The 25,720-nt window shown below is 57.4% G+C and carries 19 protein-coding genes and 1 pseudogene; 5 read left to right on the top strand and 15 right to left on the bottom strand.

Features of this window, described 5'->3' with window-relative positions; all coding sequences use genetic code 11:
* The 4 genes from HQL52_03045 to HQL52_03060 all read right to left on the bottom strand — a co-directional run.
* On the bottom strand, positions 1-1,217 hold a 1,217-nt coding region (locus HQL52_03045; protein ID MBF0368412.1), incomplete at its 3' end, for a trypsin-like peptidase domain-containing protein.
* A gap of 9 nt (positions 1,218-1,226) precedes the next feature.
* Entirely contained in the window at positions 1,227-1,457 is a 231-nt protein-coding gene (locus tag HQL52_03050; protein ID MBF0368413.1) for a hypothetical protein, read from the bottom strand.
* 190 nt (positions 1,458-1,647) lie between these two features.
* The gene (locus HQL52_03055) at positions 1,648-2,928 is read right to left on the bottom strand and encodes an MFS transporter (protein MBF0368414.1); all 1,281 of its coding nucleotides are present in this window, start codon (positions 2,926-2,928) and stop codon (positions 1,648-1,650) included.
* 344 nt (positions 2,929-3,272) lie between these two features.
* Positions 3,273-5,540, bottom strand: coding sequence for a DnaJ domain-containing protein (locus HQL52_03060; protein MBF0368415.1), 2,268 nt, complete (start codon positions 5,538-5,540; stop codon positions 3,273-3,275).
* A gap of 507 nt (positions 5,541-6,047) precedes the next feature.
* Here HQL52_03060 and HQL52_03065 point away from each other — a divergent pair.
* On the top strand, positions 6,048-6,314 hold the full coding sequence (locus HQL52_03065) for a hypothetical protein (protein MBF0368416.1): 267 nt from the start codon (positions 6,048-6,050) through the stop codon (positions 6,312-6,314).
* Between the two features lie 97 nt (positions 6,315-6,411).
* Here HQL52_03065 and lnt read toward each other — a convergent pair whose 3' ends face one another.
* From lnt to HQL52_03105, 8 genes and pseudogenes are all read right to left on the bottom strand, one after another.
* Complete coding sequence (gene lnt, locus HQL52_03070) at positions 6,412-8,118, bottom strand: apolipoprotein N-acyltransferase (protein MBF0368417.1); 1,707 nt, start codon at positions 8,116-8,118, stop codon at positions 6,412-6,414.
* A complete protein-coding gene (gene ybeY / locus HQL52_03075; GenBank protein ID MBF0368418.1) occupies positions 8,111-8,665 on the bottom strand; it encodes an rRNA maturation RNase YbeY in 555 nt (184 codons plus the stop codon). The genes lnt and ybeY overlap by 8 nt, the downstream gene beginning before the upstream one ends.
* Positions 8,666-8,672: 7 nt before the next feature.
* Positions 8,673-11,027 (bottom strand): HDIG domain-containing protein, encoded by a 2,355-nt coding sequence (locus HQL52_03080; GenBank protein MBF0368419.1) that lies wholly within the window; start codon positions 11,025-11,027, stop codon positions 8,673-8,675.
* Complete coding sequence (locus HQL52_03085; GenBank protein MBF0368420.1) at positions 11,024-12,154, bottom strand: PhoH family protein; 1,131 nt, start codon at positions 12,152-12,154, stop codon at positions 11,024-11,026. Before HQL52_03085 ends, HQL52_03080 begins: the two co-directional genes overlap by 4 nt.
* Before the next feature lie 125 nt (positions 12,155-12,279).
* Positions 12,280-13,664: pseudogene (gene miaB / locus HQL52_03090) on the bottom strand (tRNA (N6-isopentenyl adenosine(37)-C2)-methylthiotransferase MiaB).
* A 35-nt stretch (positions 13,665-13,699) separates the two neighbouring features.
* Complete coding sequence (gene coaD, locus HQL52_03095; protein ID MBF0368421.1) at positions 13,700-14,191, bottom strand: pantetheine-phosphate adenylyltransferase; 492 nt, start codon at positions 14,189-14,191, stop codon at positions 13,700-13,702.
* Positions 14,188-14,850: a 16S rRNA (guanine(966)-N(2))-methyltransferase RsmD gene (gene rsmD / locus HQL52_03100; GenBank protein ID MBF0368422.1), complete on the bottom strand. Its 663-nt coding sequence runs from the start codon at positions 14,848-14,850 to the stop codon at positions 14,188-14,190. Before rsmD ends, coaD begins: the two co-directional genes overlap by 4 nt.
* Before the next feature lie 126 nt (positions 14,851-14,976).
* Positions 14,977-15,927: a radical SAM protein gene (locus tag HQL52_03105; GenBank protein ID MBF0368423.1), complete on the bottom strand. Its 951-nt coding sequence runs from the start codon at positions 15,925-15,927 to the stop codon at positions 14,977-14,979.
* A 281-nt stretch (positions 15,928-16,208) separates the two neighbouring features.
* Between HQL52_03105 and HQL52_03110 the strand changes: the two genes are divergently transcribed.
* The 4 genes from HQL52_03110 (at position 16,209) to HQL52_03125 (ending at position 22,948) form a co-directional block, all read left to right on the top strand.
* Complete coding sequence (locus tag HQL52_03110; GenBank protein MBF0368424.1) at positions 16,209-18,146, top strand: response regulator; 1,938 nt, start codon at positions 16,209-16,211, stop codon at positions 18,144-18,146.
* Positions 18,147-18,165: 19 nt separating this feature from the next.
* Positions 18,166-18,924, top strand: a complete 759-nt coding sequence (locus HQL52_03115) for a hypothetical protein (protein ID MBF0368425.1) — start codon at positions 18,166-18,168, stop codon at positions 18,922-18,924.
* Between the two features lie 190 nt (positions 18,925-19,114).
* Positions 19,115-20,812 (top strand): diguanylate cyclase, encoded by a 1,698-nt coding sequence (locus HQL52_03120; protein ID MBF0368426.1) that lies wholly within the window; start codon positions 19,115-19,117, stop codon positions 20,810-20,812.
* A gap of 54 nt (positions 20,813-20,866) precedes the next feature.
* On the top strand, positions 20,867-22,948 hold the full coding sequence (locus tag HQL52_03125; GenBank protein MBF0368427.1) for a hypothetical protein: 2,082 nt from the start codon (positions 20,867-20,869) through the stop codon (positions 22,946-22,948).
* 70 nt (positions 22,949-23,018) lie between these two features.
* On the opposite strand, the gene HQL52_03130 is transcribed toward HQL52_03125, so the two are convergent.
* The 3 genes from HQL52_03130 to HQL52_03140 all read right to left on the bottom strand — a co-directional run bounded on the left by HQL52_03130 (position 23,019) and on the right by HQL52_03140 (position 25,111).
* Positions 23,019-23,843 carry a hypothetical protein gene (locus HQL52_03130; GenBank protein MBF0368428.1) on the bottom strand — a complete coding sequence of 275 codons (825 nt, stop codon included), beginning with the start codon at positions 23,841-23,843 and terminating at the stop codon, positions 23,019-23,021.
* A 22-nt stretch (positions 23,844-23,865) separates the two neighbouring features.
* Positions 23,866-24,771: a WD40 repeat domain-containing protein gene (locus tag HQL52_03135; GenBank protein MBF0368429.1), complete on the bottom strand. Its 906-nt coding sequence runs from the start codon at positions 24,769-24,771 to the stop codon at positions 23,866-23,868.
* 61 nt (positions 24,772-24,832) lie between these two features.
* Positions 24,833-25,111, bottom strand: coding sequence for a hypothetical protein (locus HQL52_03140; protein MBF0368430.1), 279 nt, complete (start codon positions 25,109-25,111; stop codon positions 24,833-24,835).
* Between the last annotated feature and the right edge of the window lie 609 nt (positions 25,112-25,720).

A 25,720-nucleotide genomic window follows, 5' to 3' on the forward strand; every position in this document is an offset into this window, starting at 1 on the left:
CTCTCACACGGCCCCCGATCTTCATGAGGCAATGCCGCATTGGCAGCAATGGGCGGTGGAGGACGCGCAGCGATGGGGATGGTGGCACCGGCAGGCAATACGTCATGACAGTTGGCGCACGGCCCCCGATCTTCGTGGGGCAGAGCAGCATCAGCAGTGATCGGTGGTGGCGGACGGGCAGCAATGGGACGACCTCCCGGAACCACCTGCCCAATCACCCGGCTGGCATTGGGATGCACCTGAGGCAACCGAATAGCCTCTTCCATAAACTCAATGGCGCTGTCGATGGGCACCGCAAAACCCACCCCGGAAAAAGCGCTGGTGGTGGTATAAATCGCGGTGTTGACGCCGATGACATAGCCGTTGATATTGGCCAACGGCCCACCAGAGTTACCCCGGTTGATGGCAGCATCGGTCTGGAGCAACCCCTTGTGGAGAATCCCACCGATGTTGACCGCCTTACGCTTGCCCGAAATAATGCCCTTGCTGACCGTTTGGTCCAAACCAAAAGGTGAACCGATGGCAACGACCGAATCCCCCACGTGCAGAGGCTGGCCACGACCCAAGGGAGCGGGGGTGAGGGTGACATCCGTTTGAATCTTCAACAGGGCCAGATCCCGGCTTTCATCCAGACGAAGCACCTCCGCTGGCAGCCGCATGGTGCCCTGTTCGTTGAAAACAGTCACAAAAACGTGCTTGGCCGCCTCCACCACATGGAAGTTGGTCAGCACATGACCGTCCCGGGTGACAATCACGCCGGAGCCAATGGACTCCAGAGACATGCCGCTGCGGGGATTGGCAAAACGCAGTCCCGGTAGCCCACTCTTGGGCGGACCAACCTGACTTTGGGCTTGGCTGGTGGCACTGACATTGACCACGCTGGGCATCAGCACCGCAGAAACCACTGAAAAAGGACTGCGGCCCATATCTCCGTTGACGCCATTGATACCCATGGGCATCTGGGCAGCCGCCGGGATCACTTGGGGCGTAGCGGTTTGGCCACCAGGCTGGACCCCTGGCTTGACCCCGGGTTGTGGTTTGGTCGCCGGTTGGACAGGGGCATTCATCGCCGCCATGGCCGCCTTTTTGGCTTCCATCTCCGGCTCGTAATATTCCAAATACCAATAGCTCGCCACCAGCGACAGCACCGAAAGCACCGCCACCAGGTAGAGGTATTTGTGAACGTCTTTTCCGCAAAAGAGCTCGCCCTGCATCACTTGCGTACCCTACTCGTCCGCCTGTCCGGCCTGCCCCATAAGATCTTCATCGCCAACAGCTGAGGCGACGGATCCCCCTTCACGAACCTTGGTGACACCCGCTCCCAGGGCCACCAGTCCGAAAAGAATCGCTAAAACAGGCAAAATGCCCCGTAACACCTCAGCCACGGACCACCACCATACCGAGAGCCCCCACAATCCCATGGCAATGGTCACCAAGCCAAAAATAATGTTCGCCATGCTGCTCTCCCTGACTTAAACCTTTGCTTTGGAGAGGGCTGATATCCCCTCACCTGGGAAAAAAATGCCTGTTTGATCCCTGTCCGATCAGATCCAGCCGTATCTATCTGCAATAAGAGTGCCTTACCAACAAACCAAAGAGCGAAATCAACCACACCCTTCTGGCCAAACCAAGGCAATCCCTTGAAAATCAGATTGAATCTTCCAATTCTGACACCGCCGGAGCAGATTGTCGCAAACTTTTCAAAATCCAAAGACCATAGCCCATGATGACAAAATTGGCAATACCGGTGAACAGAAACGGTGCCGTCGGGCTGATCCAGTCAAACAGGAAGCCGCCGGTCTGCAAGAAGAAGATAATCCCAATACAGCCAACCGTATTGAAAGCCCCCATCACCGAGCCACGAATTTCCTCTGGAGCCAAATCCAATGTCAGGGTTTGGGGAGCCAGCAGACACCCCGCCTGACCCAGCCCCACCAGAAAGGCCGGAACAAAGGTCCACCAGCTGAAAGGGTTGAACACCAAGCCCATGGCCGCAAAGCCGGAACCCGACAGACACATCCCCAGAGTGATGGCAGGCACCCGGCCCAGGTCGGCAATGATCCGCCCCCAGATCGGAATGGAAACCAACACCACCAAGCCGATAAAACCGATCACCAATCCCGCCCGGGAGGCCGCCTGGGCATGGCTTATATCAGGCACCAGATCGGAAAAATAGACAAACCAGGTCATCAAAAACAGACCGATGATCACCATGTCGTTGCGGGAGGAAAAAGCCGCCAAAAAGCTCAGCCGAAGCCCCTTTTCCCGCTTCAGCAGATCAACCACCCGCCGGAAGGGAAACTGACCTTCCTTATATTTCGGTGCCACCTCCACCAAAAAATGGCGTACCAGCCAAGCCCCGATAAAGGCAATCCCCGCTGGCAACAGCATCACCAGAATCACCCCGGCATGCTTGGGCAGCTGCATCAACACCGCATAGACCAGGGTGGCACCAAAAGCCATCATGAAACCCACCTTGGCCAGCAGCCTCGGGCGGCTTTCAAGGTCGGTATAGTCCCCGGTGAGGGTGGCTACCTGGGGCCAAACGGCTGTCGTTCCCAGGGAAATGATCGCCCGGGAGGCATAAAAGACCCCCAGACCACTGACACCCAGGGCCAAACCGATTTCAGCGCTGAAAGGAGCCAGGAGGGCCGTCACCCCAGCCACCATGAAACCAGCCGCCATCAGGGGAATGCGACCAAACCGGTCGGAAAGATAGCCCAGATAGCCCACAAAGATCAGATCGACAATTTCGGTGAGAACTTGAATGTTGGCGTTGACGAAACCGGCATTGTCCCGCCCCAACCCCAGCACCTGGCGCAAAAACAGCGGCTGGATGGCCAACACCAGGGTCATGAAGATCATGGAGAGGGCCACCACTAAATAGAGGGTGTTGCGGTGTCGGTCCTCAACGGGGTTGTGGGACATCGGTCTATTCGCCAAATAAGGGAAACAGATCCCGCCTTGGGGCAGTGATCCGCTCTTTAAAAGTATTGTCAGGTCAGATCAAACCCTGGCAGGTTCACGCCATCCCCCCTGGAGGCCGTCAAACCGCCCCCCCTTGAATCACTCCAGAAACAGAGGGCTAGGGATAAAAGCGGATTCGACCATGTGGGGATCGGCCATTACCATACCGGAACCCCTGCATGGCACAAGGAGGATCAATGATTCTCTACCATCATCCCAAGAAAAACAACCCCCTGATACAGCCGCAAACAATCGTCGCTCAAAACGATCTATTGCCACCATCCGACGGGTTTATTGGCAAGCCTCTAGCGGGCTCTGGCGTAGCGCTTGATCAACACCGCATAGGCCTGGTTGATCTCCATGGTTTTTTTGTGAGCCAGCTCCCGAAGATCCATGCCGAGACCGTTCACCCGATCAGGATGATACATCTTGATCCTGCGCCGCAGGGCCTGTTTGATCCGGGCCGGGGTGGGATCCCCCTTGAGCCCCAGGGTGCGCCGGGCAAAGCCCAGTTCGGTGCGGGTGGAGATACACCCCTCCTCCCCTTCGTTGCAATACCAGTCGTCGTGGTAGGTTTCACCGCCGACCGGGCTTTCGGTGGGGCTGGCAGAGACGGGCTCCTCATTGTGAAGCTGCTCCAGCTCCATCTCCAGGCGGCGAATGCGACCGATCAGTTTGGTCTGCTCCTCCAGGCGACCGGAGAGATCCCTGTTTTTAACCTCCAGCTGCTCCACTTTGCGCCTGAGGTCGCCGTTGATGGTGACGAGACCGGCCGCCTTGTCCATCTTTTTGTTGAGACGCAAAACCGCCTCTTTTTGATCTTTAAACAGTTTTTCCAGTCGCTTGTTGTCGCTTTCCAAACGCTTGTTGCGCTCCTTGAGCTTACGCTCCTTGGGGAGTTCCTTGCCTGAATCCGCCAGACGTTTTTCCAAGGCACGACCCTGCTCCTGCAACTCAAGGATGCGGGCGCTTTGGCGATGTTTTTCCCCCTCCAGCTGTTGGGTACGCTCCTTCAACAGGCGGTTGTGTTGGGCCAGGGTGGTGGCGGCTTCAGCCCGTTTTTCCAGCTTGCTGAAGCTCTCCAGCTGCTCCTTGAGCTTGGTTTCCAAACGCCCCTTTTCCAGCTCCAGCTGGTGGAGGCGATTGACAAGTTCCTGGTTTTTCATGGAGATGCCGGAAAAATCGGACTGGGTGCGCACCAGGCGACCGTTAATCTCCCGCTCTTCCCGGAGCCGTTTATCCAAACGCTCCTTTTGACTTTCCAGGCGTTCCTTTTGACTCTCCAGGCGCTCCTGCTGACTCTCCAGCCGTTGTATCCGGCCCGAAAGCGCCTGATTGCGGTTGATCAGCTCCGAGACTTTTTGTTGGGCTCCGCTCAGTTTGCCGCTCTGTTGGCGCTCATCTTGAAGCTCGCTGGTGAGTTGATCCCGATCCGATTCCATCCGCTGAAGCTTGCCAGCCAGCTCCCGGTTGCGGGCAAAAAGCTCTGAAGAACGCTCCCGGGTGAGATCCAGGCTACCCGTCAACTCCCGCTCTGATTGGCGGCTGCGCTCCAAAAGCGACTTGGCCTCCGTGCGCTCCCGCTGCCAATTCAGCTCCCGGCTCTCCTGATCCTTGCCCAGGCGCTCGATACGCTCTTCCAACTGCCGATTGCGATCTGCCTGGCTTTTGTTGCGGTCGGTCAGCTCCTTGTTGCGGCTGACCAACTCCTGATTGCGGTCGATCAACGCTTTGTTACGGGCGGCGATTTCCTTGGCCTGGCTCTGGCTGCGACGCAGTTTGGCGTTCTCTTCCCGCTCTTCCCTGAGACGCCGGGCCAGGTCTGTTTTATCCGCCTCCATGCCCTTGAGCCGCTGTTCAAATTTTGCCTCCAGCTGGCGAACCCGCGCTTTGAAGGCCTTCTCCTGACTCGCCTGGCCTGAAGAGGCGTGATCCTTGAAAGCCAGCTTGCGGATCAGATCCTCTTTTTCGGTCTGAACCCGCAACACCTCCGCCTGACGGGATTGATCGCTTTTTTTGAGGGTTTCCACCTCTTTTTCCAAGCCGCCAATCGCCTCCAACAGATCATTGGCAGGCACCCCCCGGACATCATCATCCAAAAACAACGCGTTGTTCTTGTTGATGATATAACCGGTCAGCTCCTGGGTCTGCTCCCGATAAATGGCGGGTTTGCCGTTGTGGATAATGGTGGTCTCATAGCGCACTTCATCTTCGGCTCTGAGCTGATAATCAAAGCCGCATTTCAGGCATGACTTGACCTGGCCCAGCTCCTGATCCGGGACAATGGTCTTTTCACCACAGGCGTAACATTTGGCCCGATAAAAACGGTTGCGGCCATTGGCAAAGCTGACCCGCTCGATCACCCGGCGGCCCTTGTTTTCGAAAACCAGACATTTGCGCCCACCGATGATTTCGATGGAAAACTGCATGGCACAGTGGGGACAGTTGAACCGCCAATAGGTCACAAAACGGGGAAACTTCACCACCATGGACTTCCCGCACTCCTTGCAGTCGGTCTCCAGGTGGCGGTGCTCCCGCTCCTCAATCTTTCGGTTCAGTTTCATGGCGCTCATATCAAATCCACCCGGTTGGCTCTGGCAGAATAAAAGCTGATCGATGGTATAGCAGTTCTATCTCAAAATTGGACACTCTTCCCTGACTCGTCATCCCCGCGAAGGCGGGGATCCAGGGAGTTGATGATTGCCCTCAAGGAAAAACCAAATCTTCAAGAAAGGCCGGCGTTTTGCTGAAAGTGATGCAAGATTTGAAAAGGTTCGCGCCAGACCCCCTGGATTCCCGCATTCGCGGGAATGACGGTAAAAGTGCAACGGCATAAATCCAATTCTTGATTCAAATTGCTATATCCGTCAAACGCTCTCCCAAGGGAAAGCCCTCTTCCAAAAAAAACACCCGACAAAGATCTCACTCTTGATCTGGAAGGGCGTTTCGGGACGAATAGTGGCAGACTTCATTTTGGCAAATTTTGCAAGTTTCATTCCAATAGCATTCATTTATGGCTGTTCCATCCAAAAACAGCCCAACCACCAGATGCATCATTCCCACGAAAAGGGGAATTTATCGTGAGTCCAATTGAAAATGACCCGCATCTCCCCGGATACGGCCTTCCCACGAAAGCGGGCATCCAGAAAGATGAAACAGGCGAAAAAAACAAGCAACTGTTTGAAAACGTTCGAAATATTGTCAAGAATAAGGATGGATTTGAAACATCTACAGGGGGTGACTTCTGGATTCCCGCTTGCGCGGGAATGACGATCACAAAAAAAGGGAATGAGGGGCAGGAAAAAAGGTGTCCGATTCTTTATTCCGGTTTGCTTAAGGGGAAATGATCCGATGAAAAGTGCCCCGGGCCAGGGGAATGAAGGGAAAAATGTCTGGATTTTGACTGCAGGAAAACCAACGTAAACAAGACGGGTGCAGAACAGATCAGGCCCGGCCACCCCCCAACCAACGCAAGCGGCCCATCACCAGGAGCGCCACACACAGCCCCAGCCACACCCCGATCCAGCTGGAGCCGCTGCGACGAAAAAAGCTCTCCTCCACCCCCCTGGGAACTGTCACCACCACCACATCACGCTGATTGGCCGGGATACGGACCAGCTCCCGCCCCATCTGATCGAAGGCGGCGGAAATACCGGTGTTGGCTACCCGAATCAGGGGTAGGCGGTTTTCCACGGCTCTCAGGCGGGCCATGGCCAGATGCTGATGCTTGGCCAGCTCCCCAAACCAAGCGTCGTTGGTGACATTGACCAACCAGCGCGCGCCGTTCAAAGCCAGCTGACGCACCTCCTCCGGAAAGATCGCCTCATAACAGACCAACGCACCGATCTCGCCCCCCTCCCCCCACGACAGCGGCACGGAACCAGGCCCCCGGCTGAAATCTTCGGTCCCCTCGGTAAATTTTTTAAAGGTATCCGGCACCCATTCCCGGAAGGGAATAAACTCTCCGAAAGGCACCAGATGGTGTTTGTCATAGCGGCGCCCCAGGCTCATTTCTTCGTCGATGAGCACCATGGAATTATAAAACCGCCACCCCCCGGCTTCATTCCGATCAGCCATGGGAGCGCCGGTCAAAATCGAGGCCCCCAACTCATGGCTCAACTGACCGATCTGCTTCAACTCCTCCAACGAGGCCTGCAAAAACAGAGGGACTGCCGTCTCCGGCCACACCACCAGATCCACCGCCACCGGAATCGAACGACTGAGATCCAGATAGACCGACAGGGTTTCATCCTGAAAGCTTGGATCCCACTTGCGTTTTTGGGGAATGTTGCCCTGTACCAGAGCCATCTGCATCGGTTTGGTCCAGACGTTTTCCGCTTCCCGGCGCGCCAGATCCTCCAGGCGATAGTGACCATAAAAAGCCGCCACAGCCACAATGAGCACGACACCCCCGAGCCCAACCCCCAGCTCCCGCCGGGAAACCCCCTGCCGCCACAGCGCCGCCACCACCCCTGCCGGAAAAAGAGCGAGCCACGACAAGAGATAGACCCCCCCCAGATCCGCCACCTGGATCATCCCCAGCCAGCCATCCCAGGCGATGCCGGTGGGATTCCAGGGAAACCCGGTCAAGACGATACCCCGCAACCATTCCAGCGCCGCCCACAGGGAAGGGGCTGCCAAACCCGAAAACCAGGGGCGCTGGGTAAAAAGGGGAAACAGCCCCCCAAAAAGCGCGGTATAAACAGCCATGGCCCCAGCCAGCCCCAGCAACATCCCCTGGGCAACAGGCATGTTGAGGCCACCGTGGTCGTGGAGAGAGGTGATCAGCCAGGAAAAACCGAACCAAAAGTGGCCCAGACCAAACAGAAAGCCATACCAGACTCCCCGCCACCAGCGCACCCCGTGGAGCAGGCGGAAAAAAACCGCAAACGCCACAATCAAGACCCAAACATCCCCGTAAGGGGGCAACCCCCGTACCGAGAGCAGCCCCAGGACAAAAGCCAGCCAGGGAGAGTAGCGGGAATCGGTATAGCCCAGAAACCAGGCGGGAAGAGCAAACCCCATCGCTTTTTGGCTGGCGGCGGTTTCGTCTTTGTCGTCAACAGGGGGATCAGCAGAGGGATCAGCAGAAGAATCGGCAGAAATCTTGGCCGAGGGATCAGCCTTTAGAGCGCCGGGAGCCTCAGACATAGGGATCGGCCACTCCGAGTTGCGTCAGAATATCGATCTCCCTGGCTTCCTGACGGGCCATCTCAGCGGGGGAGAGTTCGTGGTCGTAGCCCAAAAGATGAAGCGTACCGTGGACCACCAGGTGGGTGAGATGATCGTCGAAACTTTTACCCTGATCGTGGGCCTCGGCGGCGATGGTCTCGTAAGCCATGATCAGATCGCCCAACATGAGGGGCGATTCATCTGCCTCCGGGTCATGACCTGGCTCTGAGCCCGCTTCATCCAACTCAGGCGCCTCACCCAGTTCAGGGTCATCCTCACCCAGATCCCGACCAATTTCATTGAGATCGAAACAGGACCAATCATCCATATCCCGCTCTTGCCCCCCATGATCGTCATCGGTCATGGCAAAGGAGAGAACGTTGGTCGGAGCATCCCGGTGGCGATATTGCCGATTATAGGCCGCCACCTGGGCATCATCGGCCAGGCGCACCCCCACCTCGGCGTAAGCCAAGCGGGGATCTTCGGCCAGATGGGCCTGAAGAACCGCTCGAACGGCCTCTTCCACCCCTTCGTCAACTTTTGGCCAGAGGGGTGAGACGTGATTTATCCACACCGTTTGTGCCACTGCGTTTGCTCGCCCGGTTTTGTTTGATTTGGTCGGGATATTCGATCCGGTGGTGGTAAAAACCCAGAGTCAAAACCCGGATAAAAGCTTCTTCGATGCCAGCCACTTCCCGCAAGGTCAATCGACAGTCGTCCAGCTGGCCATCGGCAATGCGGCTGGTGACGATACGCCGAACCAGGGCTTCGATCTGGGAGGGAGAAGGGCTTTTCAGGGTGCGGGCGGCAGCCTCCACCGAATCCGCCAGCATCAGGATACCCGCTTCCCGACTCCGGGGGATAGGGCCGGGATAGCGATAATCCGCCTCCAGTACCGTCCCCCCTTTGCTGGTGGCCATGGGCAGGGCCTTATTATAAAAATATTGCAGCAGGCTGGTGCCATGGTGGGTGGTGATCGCCTCAATGATAGGCTCCCCCAGCTTATAGCGCCGGGCCAGCTCCACCCCATCCTTGACGTGGGCCATGATCACCTGCTTGCTCATGGAGGGCACCAGCTGATCGTGGCGATTTTCCCCGGACTGGTTTTCGACAAAATAGTGGGGCTTGGTAAACTTGCCGATATCGTGATAAAGCGCCATCACCCGGGCGAGGAGTGGATTGGCGCCGATATTTTCCGCCGCCGCCTCCGCCAGGTTACCCATCATCACCGAATGGTGATAGGTGCCGGGGGTACGCAGAGAAAGTTGCTTTAAAAGAATGTGATCACCGCTGGCCAGCTCCAGCAGTCGGGAGTCGGTGGTAATGTCGAACATGCTCTCCAGCAAGGGAATCAGCGCAAGCCCCCAAAGCCCCGCCAAAAGACCGCTGCAAAAGGCCATCCCCACCCCCAACGTCCAGTTCCAGGAGGGAAGGTGGCCCGCCAACAGCTCCACCACCGGCACCGTCATCATCTGCACCAAGCCAATCCAGACCCCGGCCCGCAACACATCAAAACGATGGCGGCAGGTGCGCAGGCTGTAGCCCCCCACCAGGGAGCCCACCAGATGATAGATAAAGAGGGGCAGGCCACCGTTGGCCACCAGAGCGGTCAAAAAGGAGAGCAGCGTACCGATGATCAGAGCGCCCCCCGGCAGGGCTACCCTGGCCCCTACCGTCAGCGATGCCAACGCCGAACCCAACGCCGGATGGGGCAGATAGACCACCAGACCCACCGGCCATTGAAAAAGCTCCGCCAATCCCTGGCCCACGGCAAAAGTGATGGCCGAAAGCAGAGCCACCACCAGCAGGATGGTCCCCAGGATATAGCTGGTTTTGCGATCCCGGGGAAAAGCGATGGAGGTGACCAGCAAAAAACGCCGGGCCAGCCACAAAAACAGCAGCAGCACCATCGCCAGCCCAGTGGTGCGGAAAAAGGTGGTATCGGACCAGTGACTGCGATTCAAGGCTTCCAGCTTCTGCTGCATCGCCCCAGTGACCACCGCCCCTTCACGCACCACCATCTGCCCTCGCCGAACCTGGAAAAAAACCGGCTCTACGGCATCATAGGCGGCCTTGGAGCGTCGGCTGGTTTCGGTCAGATTCAGCACCAGATTGGGCCGAAGTTGGGCTTGCACCTCGCTCAGCAGCCACTCCCGCAGCAGGAGCTGCATCCCGGAAAGGCGCCCCGCAGCGCTTTCGGCCAGCAGGCGGCGCATGTCCCCCAGATCGATCACCTGGGAAGCACCCGTCATCCGCTCCTCACTGCCATCGGCCAGGGAGTGGACAATATATTCCCCCCGCCTGAGATCCTTGAGTACTTCCGGACCACTCACCACCCGCTGGTTGCTGTGGGCCAGGAGCCACCCTTCGATGGACTTCACCAGCCTGGGATAATCCTCCTCAACGAGGAGCGCCTCCAACACCCGCACCGACACCTCCGCCTCGGTGCGCATGGTAAGGGTATCGTGGATAACTTCCGGTGGGGATTTCCCCGGGGAGGTGCGAATGCTTTCCAGCCAGGTGACCACATCCTTCAACTGGCGCAAGATGGGCTCCAACATGCCGGGATCCCAGTCATAGACCGGGGAGACCTCCTGGGCTGCCTGCTTTCGACGTTTGAGAGTGGTTTGATGATCTTCGATGAGGAGATCCCGGGAAGCCTTGATATCCCGGGAGGCGATGTCGCCGATTTCCAGAACATCCGAAGAACGCATGGCAACCGGGGCATAGATCAAGGTCAGCAGGGCCACCAGCACCAGATAGACCACCCCATCCCCGAGCCAAGAGAGCCGAGCGCTGCCCTTGCCACGCTCCGCTTTGAGATGCCGAAGCCCTCCTGCCGGTCTGTCCCACTCCTCAATCGTGCCAGAACCCCTGGGGGATTTCATGGTTGGCCCCCACCGGAAGAGACGTTGCGCCCTGGATCATCCTGGGGCTGACCGCTGGTCTGGGAGCCTCCTGGATGGCGACTGGTCAGCCCTTTGCCACCAGAGTGGCCGTTGCCTTGAGGGGCTGTCACCTTCCCGGGTGAAAGCCCACCAGCGGAATCCCCGGCCTGGCGGGCGTCGTGCTGTTCATAGGCCCGGACAATCCGCTGTACCAGGGGATGACGCACCACATCCCGCTCTCCAAACCGGCAGAGGCTGACCCCTTCGACACCCGCCAAAATCTCCAAAGCCTGCACCAATCCCGAAGCCTGCCCCCGGGGAAGGTCCACCTGGGTCACATCCCCGGCAACCACCGCCCGGGAGCCCTCCCCAAGACGGGTGAGAAACATTTTCATCTGAGCCAATGTGGTGTTTTGGGCTTCGTCGAGGATGATGAAGGCGTTGTTCAGGGTGCGGCCCCGCATATAGGCCAAGGGGGCGATTTCCAAAGCGTTGCGACCCAACATCCGCTCCACCTTTTCAAAGCCCAGCATGTCGTTTAAGGCGTCATAGAGGGGTCGCAGATAGGGATCCACCTTGGCGTTGAGATCCCCGGGCAAAAATCCCAGCCGCTCCCCCGCCTCCACCGCCGGTCGGGTCAACACGATGCGAGCGACTCTCCCCTCCAAAAATCCGACCACCGCCACCGCCACCGCCAGGTAGGTCTTGCCCGTTCCCGCCGGTCCCACCGCCAGGGTCAAATCGGTCTGGGTCATCGCCTCGATAAAGGCGGTTTGGCGGGTGTTGCGGGGGTGAATGGCACGCCGGGGGGTCTCCAGCACCAGCTCTTCGGCATAGACATCCCCCACCTCCCCCCCTTCCAGCAGGGCCTGCAAACCCGCCTCCACCCGCTCCCGATCCACCCCCCGCCCCTGCTCCAGGGTTTCATAGAGGCTTTCCAGCAGCTGACGGGTTTTTTGGATGGTTTCGCCATGGGGGGCGCTGATCACCACGGCATTCCCCACCGGATGCAGGGAGACCGCCAGCCTTTTTTCGATCAGCTTCAGATGCCGGTCGAACTCACCAAACAGGCTTACCGCCAGTCGGTTGTCCGCAAAGGTGACCAGCTCATTGAGGGGATTGACCATCCGCCAACACTCGATACCACACCCAAAGAAGGTTTCAAAACCACCTAAAGATCTCACCCCTTGGGAAAGATCCGGCAGAATTATCTCATCGGTTATATCGGAGAAACAGTGAAATCAAAAAGAAATTATACACATCTACCCCGAAGAGAGTGGGCAAATCCTTCGATAATTTCCACATTCAGAATGCGCCCGGTGGGATCCCGGGGGTGGCTGAAATGGACTTTGCGAAAATCGGCAGCCCGGCCCGTCCACTCGCCATCCCCCCGGGAGCCAGGCCCCTCCACCAAAACCGACACCACCTGCCCCACCCGGGATTGATTGCCAGCAAGCTGTTGGGCATTCAATACATTTTGCAGACGCGCCAGACGCTCCTGAGCGACCTCCCGGGGGATTTGATCGCCCATTTCAGCCGCGACTGTACCAGGCCGGGAGGAGTAGCAGAAGGAGTAGGCGTGGTCAAATTGGACCGCTTCGACCAGATCAAGGGTGGCCTGAAAATCGGCTTCGCTCTCTCCGGGAAAACCGACAATAAAATCGGACGCCACCGCCACATCCGGTCGAAATTGACGCACCCGCTCGATCCAGGAGAGATACTCCGCCACCGTATGGCCCCGCTCCATGGCGGCCAATATTTTTTCCGAACCGCTCTGTACCGGCAGATGCAGATAAGGAGACAACTCGGGCAGCTCACCGAAGAGGGCCGCCAGGTCGTCGTTCATATCCGCCGGATGGGAGGTGATAAAACGAATCCGCTCCACCCCTTCCAGCAACGCCACCCGACGGATCAAGAGGGCCAGATCGTGCACCACCCCCTCACCATCCCGCCCGGCATAGGCGTTGACGTTTTGACCCAACAGCTGAATCTCCAGAGCGCCACCGGCGACCCATTCGGTCACCTCCTGGAGGATATCCTCTACCGGGCGGCTCCACTCCCGACCCCGGGTGTGGGGCACCACACAAAAGGTACAAAAACGATCACACCCCTCCTGGATGGTGACCGAAGCGATGGGGCCTGAATGGCTGGGTGCGGGAAGGTTGTCAAATTTGGAATCATCGCTGACACCCTCTGCCTCGACCACCTGCAAGGCCGTTTCTCTCTTGGGCCGGGAGCGGTTGCCCCTCTCCTTGGCACGACACCCCTCCCCCTTTTCCAAATTTTTCAGAAGTTTGGGCAGACGGTGATAGTTTTGGGGACCAAACACCAGATCCACATAAGGGGCGCGACGAATCACCGTCTCCCCCCCCCCCCCCCCCCCCCCCCCCCCCCCCCCCCCAAACCCCCCCCCCCCCGCCGCCCCCCGGAAACCCCCCCCACCGCAAAAATCGGATTGCGCCCGGCGGTCAGCTTACGGTAACGCCCCAGCTCCGAAAAAAGCTTTTCCTCCGCCTTTTCCCGAATGTGGCAGGTGTTGAAAATAATCAGGTCTGCAGCCAGAGGATCCTCTACCAGGGCATACCCCCCGCTCTCAGCCAAAAGATCCGCCATGCGGGTGGAGTCATAGCTGTTCATCTGACAGCCAAAGGTCTTGATGTAGAGGCCCCGGCTCACGGTTCGGCCACCCCCATGCGCTCCCGCAGGGCCTCGGGGAGACCGACAGGCACGAAGGGTTGCACATCCCCCCCCATGGAGGCGATCTCCTTGACCAGGCGGGAGGAGATAAAGGTGGTGGACTCCCCGGACATCAAAAAGACCGTCTCCACCTTGCTGTTGAGTTTGCGATTCATCGCAGCCATCTGGAATTCATACTCAAAATCAGAGACCGCCCGCAAACCGCGCAACACCGCACAGGCGCCGATTTCATCGACAAATTTGACCAGCAACCCTCTCATCCGGCACACCTCCACCCCGGGAATGCCAGCCACGCTCTCCTCCAGGAAGGCGATCCGCTCGTCGGCGGTAAAGAGGGTGTTTTTGCCGGTATTGTCTGCCACCGCCACCAGCAGACGATCAAACAGACGCGCCCCCCGGGCGATGACATCCAGGTGCCCCAAAGTGACCGGATCGAAGGTTCCGGGATAGACAGCGGTTTTTTTCATGAATCGTTCTGCTCCTCCTGGTCGCGTCCCGCTTCCGGCCTGCCCCAGCGCCAAAAGGTGAGTGATGTACTGCCGTGGGTTCGGGTTTGATGAAAATGCCAGCCATCGATCCCCCGGGGTGGTGTCATTTCCACCTCGTGGGGAGAGATCGCCAGGGCTTCCCCGGCCAAAAGCTTTTCCCCCGCCCGGGCCAAGGCCACCAAAGCCCCTTCCACCAAATTCCGGCCATAGGGGGGGTCGAGAAAAATGAGATCAAATGGAGGACCAGCCCCCGTGGCCAATGTTTCTTCAGCGGAGATCGATCCTTTATCAGAGGCCGCCAACCCCTGGCTCAGACGCGCAAAGGTTCCTGGCGACAACACCGACCCCTTCACCACCCGGACCCACTCCTGAGCCTGGCAGCGCTCTATATTGGTTTGCAACAGCTTCAGAGAGGCTGGATGATTGTCCACAAAGGTGGCCCATCCCGCCCCCCGGCTCAACCCTTCAAGTCCCAACGCCCCGGTCCCGGCAAAAAGGTCCAGCACCCGGGCGTGATGTAATTGCTCTCCCAACATGTTGAACAAGACCTGGCGAATCCGCTCGGAAGTGGGCCGCACCCGCTGATCGGAGGGCGAAACCAGAGAGCGGCCCCGCCAGGAACCTCCCGATATACGCATGGTTCACCTTTCCATCCGTGCCAAAGACCAAAATCCCCAAGCGCCAAAGGCCAAAATCCAAGCGCCAAAGGCCAATAAAACCATTCCCCAACACAGCAAAATCCGGCCCGGCCCAGTCAGCCCCCCCTACCGGGAAAAAAGCCCCCAGCCGGTTTTGGGTTGATCCAGACGTGTGAACCCCAACGCCCCGGCATAAGCCAAAGCCTGCCGATATTCCCCGGAAACCTCTCCCCGGTCCAGGGGTGGAAAGCGACCGGCACGAAATAGGGGTCGATATTGATCCATGATATTGAGGTAGGTGTCGAGGGAAATTTCCCGGGCCAGAAAATCAAGCACCTCCCGACTCCCGGCCACCCCCCCCGGCAACACCAGATGGCGTACCAGCAGCCCCCGGGTAGCCACCCCCCTGTCATCAAGGGTCAAATCCCCCACCTGCCGATGCATCTCCCGAACCGCTATCTGATTGATCCGGGGATAATCCCGCACTCTGGAAAAACGCCGGGCCAGATGGGGATCCCCATATTTCATGTCCGGCATGTAGATATCCACCACTCCATCCAGCAGAGCCAGGCTCTCCAGGCTGTCGTAGCCCCCGGTGTTGTAGACCAGAGGCAGGCGCAACCCCTCCCGAGCAGCCAGCCATACCGCTTCCAGGATGGCGGGAAGCACATGGGTGGGGCTTACCAGATTGATGTTGTGGCACCCCCGGGATTGCAATAGCAGCATCACTTTGGCCAGCCGCTCCGGGGGCATGGGTGCCCCCTCCCCCTGCCAACTCAGCTCCCAGTTTTGGCAAAAAACGCAGCGCAGGTTACAGTGAGAAAAAAAAATGGTCCCCGATCCCCCTCTCCCCCGCAGGGGATCCTCCTCGCCAAAATGGGCATTGTAGCTCGCCACCACGGGAACCACCCCGGTTTGACACACCGCCCCCCGGGTGGCGTGAAACCGATCCACCCCACACACCCGGGCACAGAGACGACAATCAGCCAGCAAGGCCTTGGCAGCCTCAACCCGGGAGGCCAACGCACCAGCCGCCAACAGGGTGAGATAACCCGGCTCCAAGGGATTGTTTATCATCGATATATCCCCTTCCCTCCCCCTCCCCAAATCCGACCCCGATCTCCCCCCACCAGGAAACTCCCACCAACCACAACCATCCAATTCAGTAAACAGCCACTATTTTTCATGACCGTTCCATCACGCAACGGCAGCAGGATTGACCATCGTTTCTCTTTATGAGAACCTAAGATTATTCAATCGGAACGGCTGTCAGCCCCATCCCATGCCAGGGAATACGGTCCATTTTGACCCGACTGGCATCACCGGCCAACCGAAGAGAGGGGTATTAAGTCGATATCATGCTTCATCTATTAAGCAAATATATCTCGACCCACCACACCATCCGGGGATTTGTGCTGCTCTTCGGACTCTTCTTATCATTGGGCGTGTTCCTCATCAACAACATGCAGGAACTCTCCAACCTCACGGCAAAGCTCTACCACCACCCCTTTTCGGTCTCTACGACTGCCCTGAAAATCGAAGGCAACATCGCCCGAATGCACCGCTCCATGAAGGATGTCACCCTCTCCCAAAATCTCAATGATCTGGAGGCTGCGGTGAACCAGGTGGAGCGGTATGAAACCTCCATTTACCAGGATTTCCAGATTATCCACGAGCGTTTCCTGGGAGACAAGCAGCAGGTGTTGGAAGCGGAAAAGGCTTTTTCCAACTGGAAAACGATCCGGGACGAGGTGATCGACCTGATGAAAGCCGGGAAACGCGACCAGGCCGCTGCCATCACCAAAGGCTTGGGAGCCCGCTATGTGGATTATCTGGATGACACCATGGAGGCCTTTTTACAGTTTGCCAAATCCAAGGCCGACACCTTCTTTAATGAAGCCCAAAAAACCAAGCAACACACACTCGCTGTCACCTATGTGGTTGTCGGTATTTCGATTTTGATCGGTATGGCCCTCTCCTGGCAGATATTGCGGCGATTCGAGACCCAACTCGAAGAGCGGCATCAGGCGGAAAAAATTTTGCAACAGGCCAAAGATGCCGCCGTGGTGGCCAACCAAGCCAAAAGCGCCTTTCTGGCTAACATGAGCCACGAAATCCGCACCCCCATGAACGGTATCCTGGGCATGGCCGATCTGCTCCTGATGTCCGACGAGTTGACCCATCATCAACAGAGCCAACTCAAAACCATCCGCTCTTCCGGAAAAACCCTCCTGAACATCCTCAACGATATTCTCGATCTCTCCAAAATCGAAGCGGGCAAGATGACGCTGGATCAAGCTCCCTTCGACCCGGGGGCACTGTTCCGGGAAAAAGGCAGCCTTTTTGCCATTCTGGCCCGACAAAAGGGGCTCTCCTTCGACCTCTTTCTTTCAACCAAACTCCCAGCGGTGGTGCGGGGGGATTCCCACCGTCTGACCCAGATTTTGACCAACCTGGTCAACAATGCCCTGAAATTTACCTCCCATGGCTCCGTCGGGCTCCAGGTAAACGGCCAACAGGAGGGGGATCGGTTCCTGCTCGATTTCCAGGTCAAGGATAGCGGTATCGGCATGGATCCAGCCCACATCGACACCCTCTTCGAAGCCTTCACCCAGGCCGACAACTCCACCACCCGGCAATATGGCGGTACCGGACTGGGACTCACCATTACCCAACAATTATTGGAATTGATGCAGGGAACCATTCAGGTGGAGAGTCAACCCGGTCTGGGAAGCACCTTTACGGTGACCATTCCCCTGGAAGTGATTGAAGAGGATATCCTTCCCACCGTTGCTGCCGAAAAAAAAGATCTGGCCGAACCCTTTCTGGCTCCGGCCTCCACCCGGATACTTCTGGTGGAGGATGACATGATCAACCGAACCGTCGTCAGCAAAATGTTTCAGCATTTCGGCTTGACGGTAGATATGGCTGAAGATGGCCAGATAGCCTTGAACCGGCTGTCGGAAAAAAGCTACGACATGGTTTTTATGGATTGTCAGATGCCCCATATGGATGGCTATACCGCCAGCCAAACCTTCAGGCAGAATGAGTCCAAAAAGCCTGACAGCCAACGAACCCCCATCATCGCCCTCACCGCCCATGTTCTCTCCGGAGATCGGGAAAAATGTTTGGCGGCGGGCATGGATGACTATCTCACCAAACCCCTGGAGTTGGCCCATCTGGAAGCCACTCTGAAAAAGTGGCTGGGTGACGGCTCCCAGGTGGAGAGTCCCGGGAGTGGTTGCGGAGGAAAAGCCGACCACTCCACGCAAACCAATCCCCCTGCCCCCTTGTAAAAAAAGAGACCCCCACCCCATGGAGACAAAAACCACCACAGCCCTGGTCGTGCTGAGAGCCGAAGAGTGCCGATCACTCATCGGTCAGGCGGTGGCGCACCTGCCCCAGGTGATTCGGGCAGCAGGTCGCGGGCGCATGGTGATCGTTGGAGGAGCCACCAATCGGCATGTCGTCCGCCACCTGCTGAAAGAGGATCCCGGTGTGGCTGCCTTTGCCATGGGTTGGATTCAAGGGGGTGCGTTGGGAGAAACACCCCCTGAGGGGCGCGGGCCAGGCCCCTATCTGCTGGAGCGTGGCCGACTCTCCCGGGGCTGGCCCGGACCTCTGCTGGAAAAATTTGAGGCCGGCGACATCTACATCAAAGGGGCCAACGCCATCGACCATAACGGCCACACCGCCATTCTCTTGGGTTCGCCATTGGGGGGCTCCATCGGGTTGGCGCTCCCCCTCCTCCATGCCCGGGGAGGCGAGCTGATCGTGCCGGTTTCCCTGGAAAAAATGATCCCCTCCATTCCGGCTACCGGCGGGCTTTTGGGTCAGGGCCGGGTGGAGCGGGTGATGGGCACGCCGGTGGGGATCATGCCCATCCCGGCAGGAACGGCCACGGTGGTTACCGAAGTGACCGCATTCAAAACTCTTTTCGGGGTCACCGCCACACCGGTGGCAGCGGGCGGTTTGGCGGAGTGTGCCGGTGCTCTCACCCTGCATCTGCAAGGCCCCATTCCCCAAGTGGATGCCGCCTGGAACGGGGTGCAGGCTATCCGGAAAAATATCTAAAGGCCCTCTCCCTGGCGACCACCGGATCATCTACCCTCCGGGCAAAGTACGCAAAATCGCAAAAAACAGGCGGAATCCAATAATAAAACGGGCTATAGTGGGCGCTTTCTGTTCTAAATCGAGGCATCATCCGATCCATATCTTCTGATTGATTTTTTCTCTACACCCCGTCGAATCTTAAATAGAAGAGATGTTCAAAAAAATCGCTTTTCCCAAACCCACCATCACCTTCCTGATCCTCGTGATCCCCGGCGTTCTTCTGCTCGGTGTGACCATCGCCGGGCTCAAAGGGCTGATGACCCTTCGAGATGCCCAGGTTGCAGCCCACATGGACCGGGAGCGCCTCAACCTGGGTACCCATGTGGTGGATACCACCCGGCTGGCCCAGGTCCACTTCAAAAAACAGGTCCAGGAGTGGAAAAACATGCTTATCCGGGGCCATGACCCCGAGCAATATCGCAACTATCAGGAAAAATTTTTCCATCAGGAAACCCTGGTCCGGGATTATCTCAACCTGTTGAGCCCCCTTTTCAAAAAGCTGGAGATGAGCCGGGAGGCCTTTGAAGAGCTTGAAAAAAGCCGCACAACCCATCAACAGTTGAGCATTCGCTATCGATCCGCCATGGAGCAGTTCCTGGCCACCCCCCAAAACGCCTATCGGGTGGCAGACCAGATGGTCCAGGGCATGGACCGAGCCCCCACCGAAGCGCTGGATAGTCTGGTGAAGATGGTCACCCACCATGTCCGTGACATCGAAATCGAAGCTGGCCGGCGGGATATGGCCAATTTTGAGATGGGCATTCTGGGGGTGGCGGTGGTTCTCCTGATTCTCACCGTAGCGATCATCCCCCTGCTCTTTTTCCTGTTTCACCGGCAGGTCACCACCCCCATCACCCGCATGATCCGGGTCATCACCGCCATGGCTGACGGCAACCTGGACCAAAAAGCCCCGGCCAAGGGCTGTTTTGAACTGGTAGAAATGGCCAACTGCTTTAACAACCTGGCCGAACAACTCAAAAAAACCCACTCCGGCCTCAAATCCGAGGGAGATAAGCTCACCACCATCATTTTGAGTGCCCGGGAGGGGATCGTGGTCACCGACCAGAACGACGAGGTGGTCCTGGTCAACCCCTCCACCGAACGACTGCTGGGCAAAACCGCCGTCCAGATTTCCGAGGAAGGATTTTTCAACCTTCTGGACGACCCCTCCTATCTCAAAACCTATCTGGAGCGGGCTGGCACCGGGATGCCGGATATCCAGGTTTTCAACAGCCGGGTGCTCAACATTCACGCCAACACCATCTATACCCGAGGGGGAGAAAAAATCGGTTCGGCGGCCCTGATTCGGGATGTCACCGAAGAAAAACGTCTGGAGACCGAACTGCGTCAACTCTCCAACACCGACGGACTCACCGGCCTTTTCAACCGTCGACGCATGGATGAGCTGCTCCAGGAGGAGTTGGGCCGAGCCAAACGCTATGCCCAGCCTTTGACCCTGATGCTCTTTGATGTGGACCATTTTAAAAAATTTAACGACACCCACGGCCACGCCATGGGAGACAAGGTGCTGAGCGCCATCGCCCGGGAGATGAAAACCCTTTGTCGGGAGATGGACGCCCCTTGCCGTTATGGTGGGGAAGAGTTTTGCATCCTGCTCCCCAACACCAACTATTATGGTGCCGGGCTCGCCGGAGAGCGCCTGCGCAAAGGCATTGAAGCGATGACGGTGGAGGGTTTGCAGGTGACCATCTCCATTGGAATCGCAGTCTACCCCTTCACCGAAGGGGAAAATCCCGATACCTTCCTCAAGGGAGCGGACAAAGCCCTCTATGAAGCCAAGGCGGCTGGCCGCAACCAGGTGTGCATGGCGGCTGAACACCAGCCATAAACCAGCCAGTATCCAAATCCATCTGTCACCAGAACATTGACGAGGAGCAAGGCGGTGATCAAACGATATGTTTCAGCGGGTCTGCTGATGATTTTGGTGGCTCTCCCAGCCCCCCACGCTCTGGCCAAACGGGATCCTGTGAGCGCCCTGCCGGTTCGCTCTGTGGCGCTCTTTGCCAGCGGCGTCGGATTTTTTCAGCATGCCGGTCAGGTGGCTGGGGGAGATGTGATCAAGCTCCCCTTCAAAAGCGCCCAGATCAACGATGTGTTGAAATCCCTGGTGTTGGAAAATCTGGATGGCGGTCAACCCGGATTTGTGGTCTACCCTTCCCGGGACCCCCTGGCCAAAACCCTGGGAGGGTTTCAGGTCAACCTCAACAATCACCCCACTCTCGCCCAAATTTTGGGGCAGCTGCGGGGAGCACAAGTGGTGGCGGTCTCTCACGACGAGCGTATCTCAGGCCATCTGCTGGGGGCTGAAATGCGCCCTATGGCAGTGGATGAGAGTGGCAAGCCGGTCTCTGACTGGGTGGTCAACCTCTCTACCGGCCAAGCCCTGCGCGCTCTTCCATTAAAGGAAATCCAGGCCCTGGAAATTCAGGATCCGGTCCTCAAGGACGAACTGGACAAAGCCTTGAAAGCGCTGGATCAGGGGCGGGGAAAAGATAAAAAACCGGTCTCCATTCGTTTTCCCGGCTCCGGCGACCATCGGGTGCGGGTGGGTTATGTGGTGGAAACCCCGGTGTGGAAAAACAGCTATCGTTTGATTTTGCCGGAAAAAGCCGGAGAGGCCACCCGGATTCAGGGGTGGGCCATCGTCGAAAATCAGACCGACAACGATTGGGAAAACATTCGCCTGTCGTTGGTGAGCGGGCAACCGGTTTCCTTCATCCAGGATCTCTACGAACCCCTCTACGCCAGCCGTCCCCGCATCGAACCCCAGCGCCCCATGGCCCTGCAACCACAAAAATATGAAGGGGGGGTGGGGGGATCCCGGGCATATCGGGGGATGAAGGAGAGTGCCAAAACCGCCAAAAGCTATGGTCGCTCGGGACCGATGATGGCCATGGCCCCCCCTGCACCCATGGAGATGATGGATGCGGATGCCTTGGGGGAGGCAGACTGGGAGGAAGGCACTCTCAATCCCACCGGTATCGCCGCTGCGGCCCAAGCCCAGGAGGCGGGTGAGCTGTTTCAATTTTCGGTGGAGGGGGTCTCTCTGCCCCGGCGGCGAGCCGCCATGATTCCCATCGTGGCTGATACGATCAAAAGCCGAAAGGTGAGTATCTACAATCAGCAAAATCTGGTGACACACCCCATGAACGGCGTGCTGCTGGAAAACACCACCGGCCTGCACCTGCCTCCGGGTCCGGTCACGCTGTTTGATGGGGGGCTTTATGGTGGGGATGCCCAACTGACCAGCCTGCCCCCGGGGGAGACACGACTGGTCAGCCATGCAGTGGATCTGGAGGTGAAGGTACTGCCCCCCACCGACCAGTCCGACAGCACGGTCACCTCCGGCAAAGTGGTCAAGGGGGTGTTGACCCTCACCCGCAAGCTGGTATCGGTGCGACAATATCAATTTGAAAACAGCGCCGAAGAGGAAAAACAGCTTATCATTGAGCACCCCCTGCGAGGTGGCTGGACATTGACCCACGACACCCCGGCCCCTCTGGAATCCACTCCCCAGTGGCACCGCTTTGAACTGACCGCCCCCCCGGGAAAAACCACCCCCTTCCAGGTGCGTGCCGAGCGGATTCAATATCAGCGGATCACCCTGCTCCATGGGGATGTGGGTGGGCTTTCGGTGCATCTGGGCAACGACGCCATCTCCCGCCCCATTCGCCGGGCATTGCAGCAGGTGATCAAACGCAAACAGGCCCTGGAGGAGACCCGGCGGGGAGTGGCGGAAAACGAACAGCTCATCAACGAACTAAAACGGGAGCAGGAGCGCATCCACGCCAACATGCGGGCGGTGCGGGCGGGCTCCAAGTTTCACACCCGCATGGTCAAAAAACTGGATGACCGGGAAGATGCCATCGAAGCCGCCCAGGAAAAGATCCAGCAGTTACGGGAACGCCTGGACAAGCAGCGGGCTGATCTGGAAAAACACTTGAAGGATCTGGATGTGGGTTGATCTTTATAGGGAGCAGGGAAAACCTTCCCCCCTGCTCCCTATAAAGTTTGAGGCGATTTTTTCGGCAACACTATGTCGTATATTGATGAATTTTTTTCGATTGCGACCCCACAATGTAGAAAGAGGAACCATCCGGTCGAAATGTGAGGCCAACAGAATAATCATCCTGTGATAAAACTGACACCGATACGGAATCATAGGAAGCCGTTGAGATATCCCATGGCGTTTCCAACGTGTACTGGTACACTTTGTCGCTGTCCCTCCCTGAGCAAAACATCTTTGCCCCTGACGGACTAAAGAACAATCCTTCCATAATCGTATCTTGAGATATGACACTGAATGATTGTGAGTCATAGGAAGCGCTGGAAACATCCCATGGCGTGGACAGGGTGTACTGAAAAACGGCATCTCCAAGAACACCGACCAAATACATCTTGATTCCATCTGATTTGATGAATATTCCAGGAAGAAGCCCCCCACCTTCCGTGCTGAGATCTTTGAATTTTGAAGCATAGGAAGCAGTTGAAACATCCCACGGCGTGGACAAGGAATACTGATACACTTTCCTGCTACTGCCTCCACTCAGATACATCACGGAACCATCCGGTTTAAAAAAGAGGTTCCTTGGGGAGCTATCCTGCGAGGAAACGCTCAGTGATTTGGAAGCATAGGAAGCCGTTGAGATGTCCCATGGCGTTGAAAGAGTGTATTGAAACACTTTGTCATTCGTTTTACCGGTTACATAGCCTTTAGTGCCGTCATCTCCCAGAAAAAGACCTGAAATATCAGCGTCTTGTGAAGCAGTAGACAGCTGCTTGGAAGCGTATGCTGCATTGGCGATATCCCAGTCTTCATCCTGCGCCACAGTCACCATGATCATTCGTTTATACAACATAATGCTCTCCTCTATCCATTACTCACGCCACACCTTGACCGTTACCTGTCGGCAAGGTCGAAGGGTTGGCCAGTTTACTCCAGCTGGAAGTATCGTAGTTGGTAATATAAGGGGTGTTGTCATGAATGACCGAAAGCCGTGCCCCATCCTTGCTGAACGTCACCCCACGCCCATTTCCTGTTGGCAGTGTGGATGGATTGGCCACCTTGCTCCAGTCCGAGGTGTTGTAGATGGTGACATAAGGTGAATTGTTGTGTGCCACCGCCAACAATGTGCCATCTGGGCTAAATGCCACCCCATATCCGGTGGAACTGGGCAGAGAGGCCGGATTGCTGATTTTGCTCCAGTCGGAAGTGTTATAGATAGTGAGATAAGGGGATGACAGATGGGCCACGGCGAGCTGCGTACCATCGGGACTGAATGCGGAACTCCTCCCAGAGCTGGCCGGTAGCGTCGGAGGATCCGCCACCTTGGACCAATCCGAGGTGTTGTAGATGGTGATAAAAGGTGAAGAATAGTGGGCGATGGCGAGCAGAGAGCCATCGAGACTGAACGACGGCCCCACCCCGATCCCCCCTGGCAAAGTTTCCGGATCGGATACCTTGGACCAATCGGAGGTGTTGTAGATGGTCAGGTAGGGAGAAGACTCATGACACACCACCAGCAGAGAGCCATCCGGGCTGAAGGCAACCCCATGGGCCGTACCGGTAGGCAAGGTGGTGGGATTGCCGATCTTGCTCCAATCCCCGGTATCGTAAAGGGCGACATAGGGGGATGAATAGTGAGCCACTGCGAGCCGTGATCTGTCTGGATTGAACGCTACATCATATCCGGTATTGGCGGGCAAGGTGGCTGGATCGTCCAGCTTGTGCCAATCCCCGGTGTCGTAAAGGGTGACGTAAGGGGTGTTGGAGTGCGCCACAGCCAAAAGCCATGGCTCCCCCCCCGATGACATTATAATCCGTTGGGTCAACATGATATAAGCCACCTTACTTGGAGTCGGTGGAACCGGCCATACCGTGCCAGGTAGTTCCCCCATCCACGGTGGTAAAGACAAGGATGTCCACTCCAGCAGCGGTTAAAGTCGGCTGGTTGCCACCAGGCCATTTCACCGAGCCAGGCCAGGTGAGACTGCCTTGCGACTGCCCATTTGTGAGAATCAGGGTAAAGCTGCCGGCGACACCACTGGTGGGTGAGTTGGAAAAAGTGAAGGTGGTGGCCGAAGTATCCACGGTGCCAGTCACCACGTTGCCCAGGGTGAGGTCGATGTCCTGGGTGCCACCACCGATAGAGCCGATGGCGTTGACCGTCTCCCCATAATCCTTGAACACCGGTCGAGAGATGAGGCCGTCAGCCATGTTGATGTCGTTGCCATTGGCATCCAGATCTCCCCCCAGCTGCGGGGTGGTGTCTTCTACAACATTGCCCAGACCACTGGCTTGGGTCAATTCGGTCCAAACGGCACTCGTAGAAGTGGCATCCAGGCAGATATAGGCCTTGTCAGCGGTGACATTGATCCAGGTGGAGCCGATGCTAAAACCCGAACCCGAATCATCGTTGACCCCGGGGGCACCCGTCGCGTCGCGTTTGTTGAGAATCGTGGTGTAAGCCCCGGCCCCGGTGCGCTCCATCTGGCCATTGGCGGAAAAATCACCATCCATCACCGCCCCGGCAGCGGCGACATTGGTGGCATCGGTGACATCCGCAGAAGCCTCGATACCGGTCAGCTTGGTCTTGTCGCTATCGGTGAAGGCGTTGGCTTCCGCTTCATAGAGGGCTTTGATTTCAGCGCCGGTCTGATCATCCTTGGCGCTGGTCTCAATGGTGTCGAGCTTGGTGCCATCCGTCGCGATATTCCGCGTCGCGATGGTAAAGCC

The organism is Magnetococcales bacterium, assembly GCA_015232395.1.
In the GTDB taxonomy this organism is placed as follows: Bacteria; Pseudomonadota; Magnetococcia; order Magnetococcales; family JADFZT01; genus JADFZT01.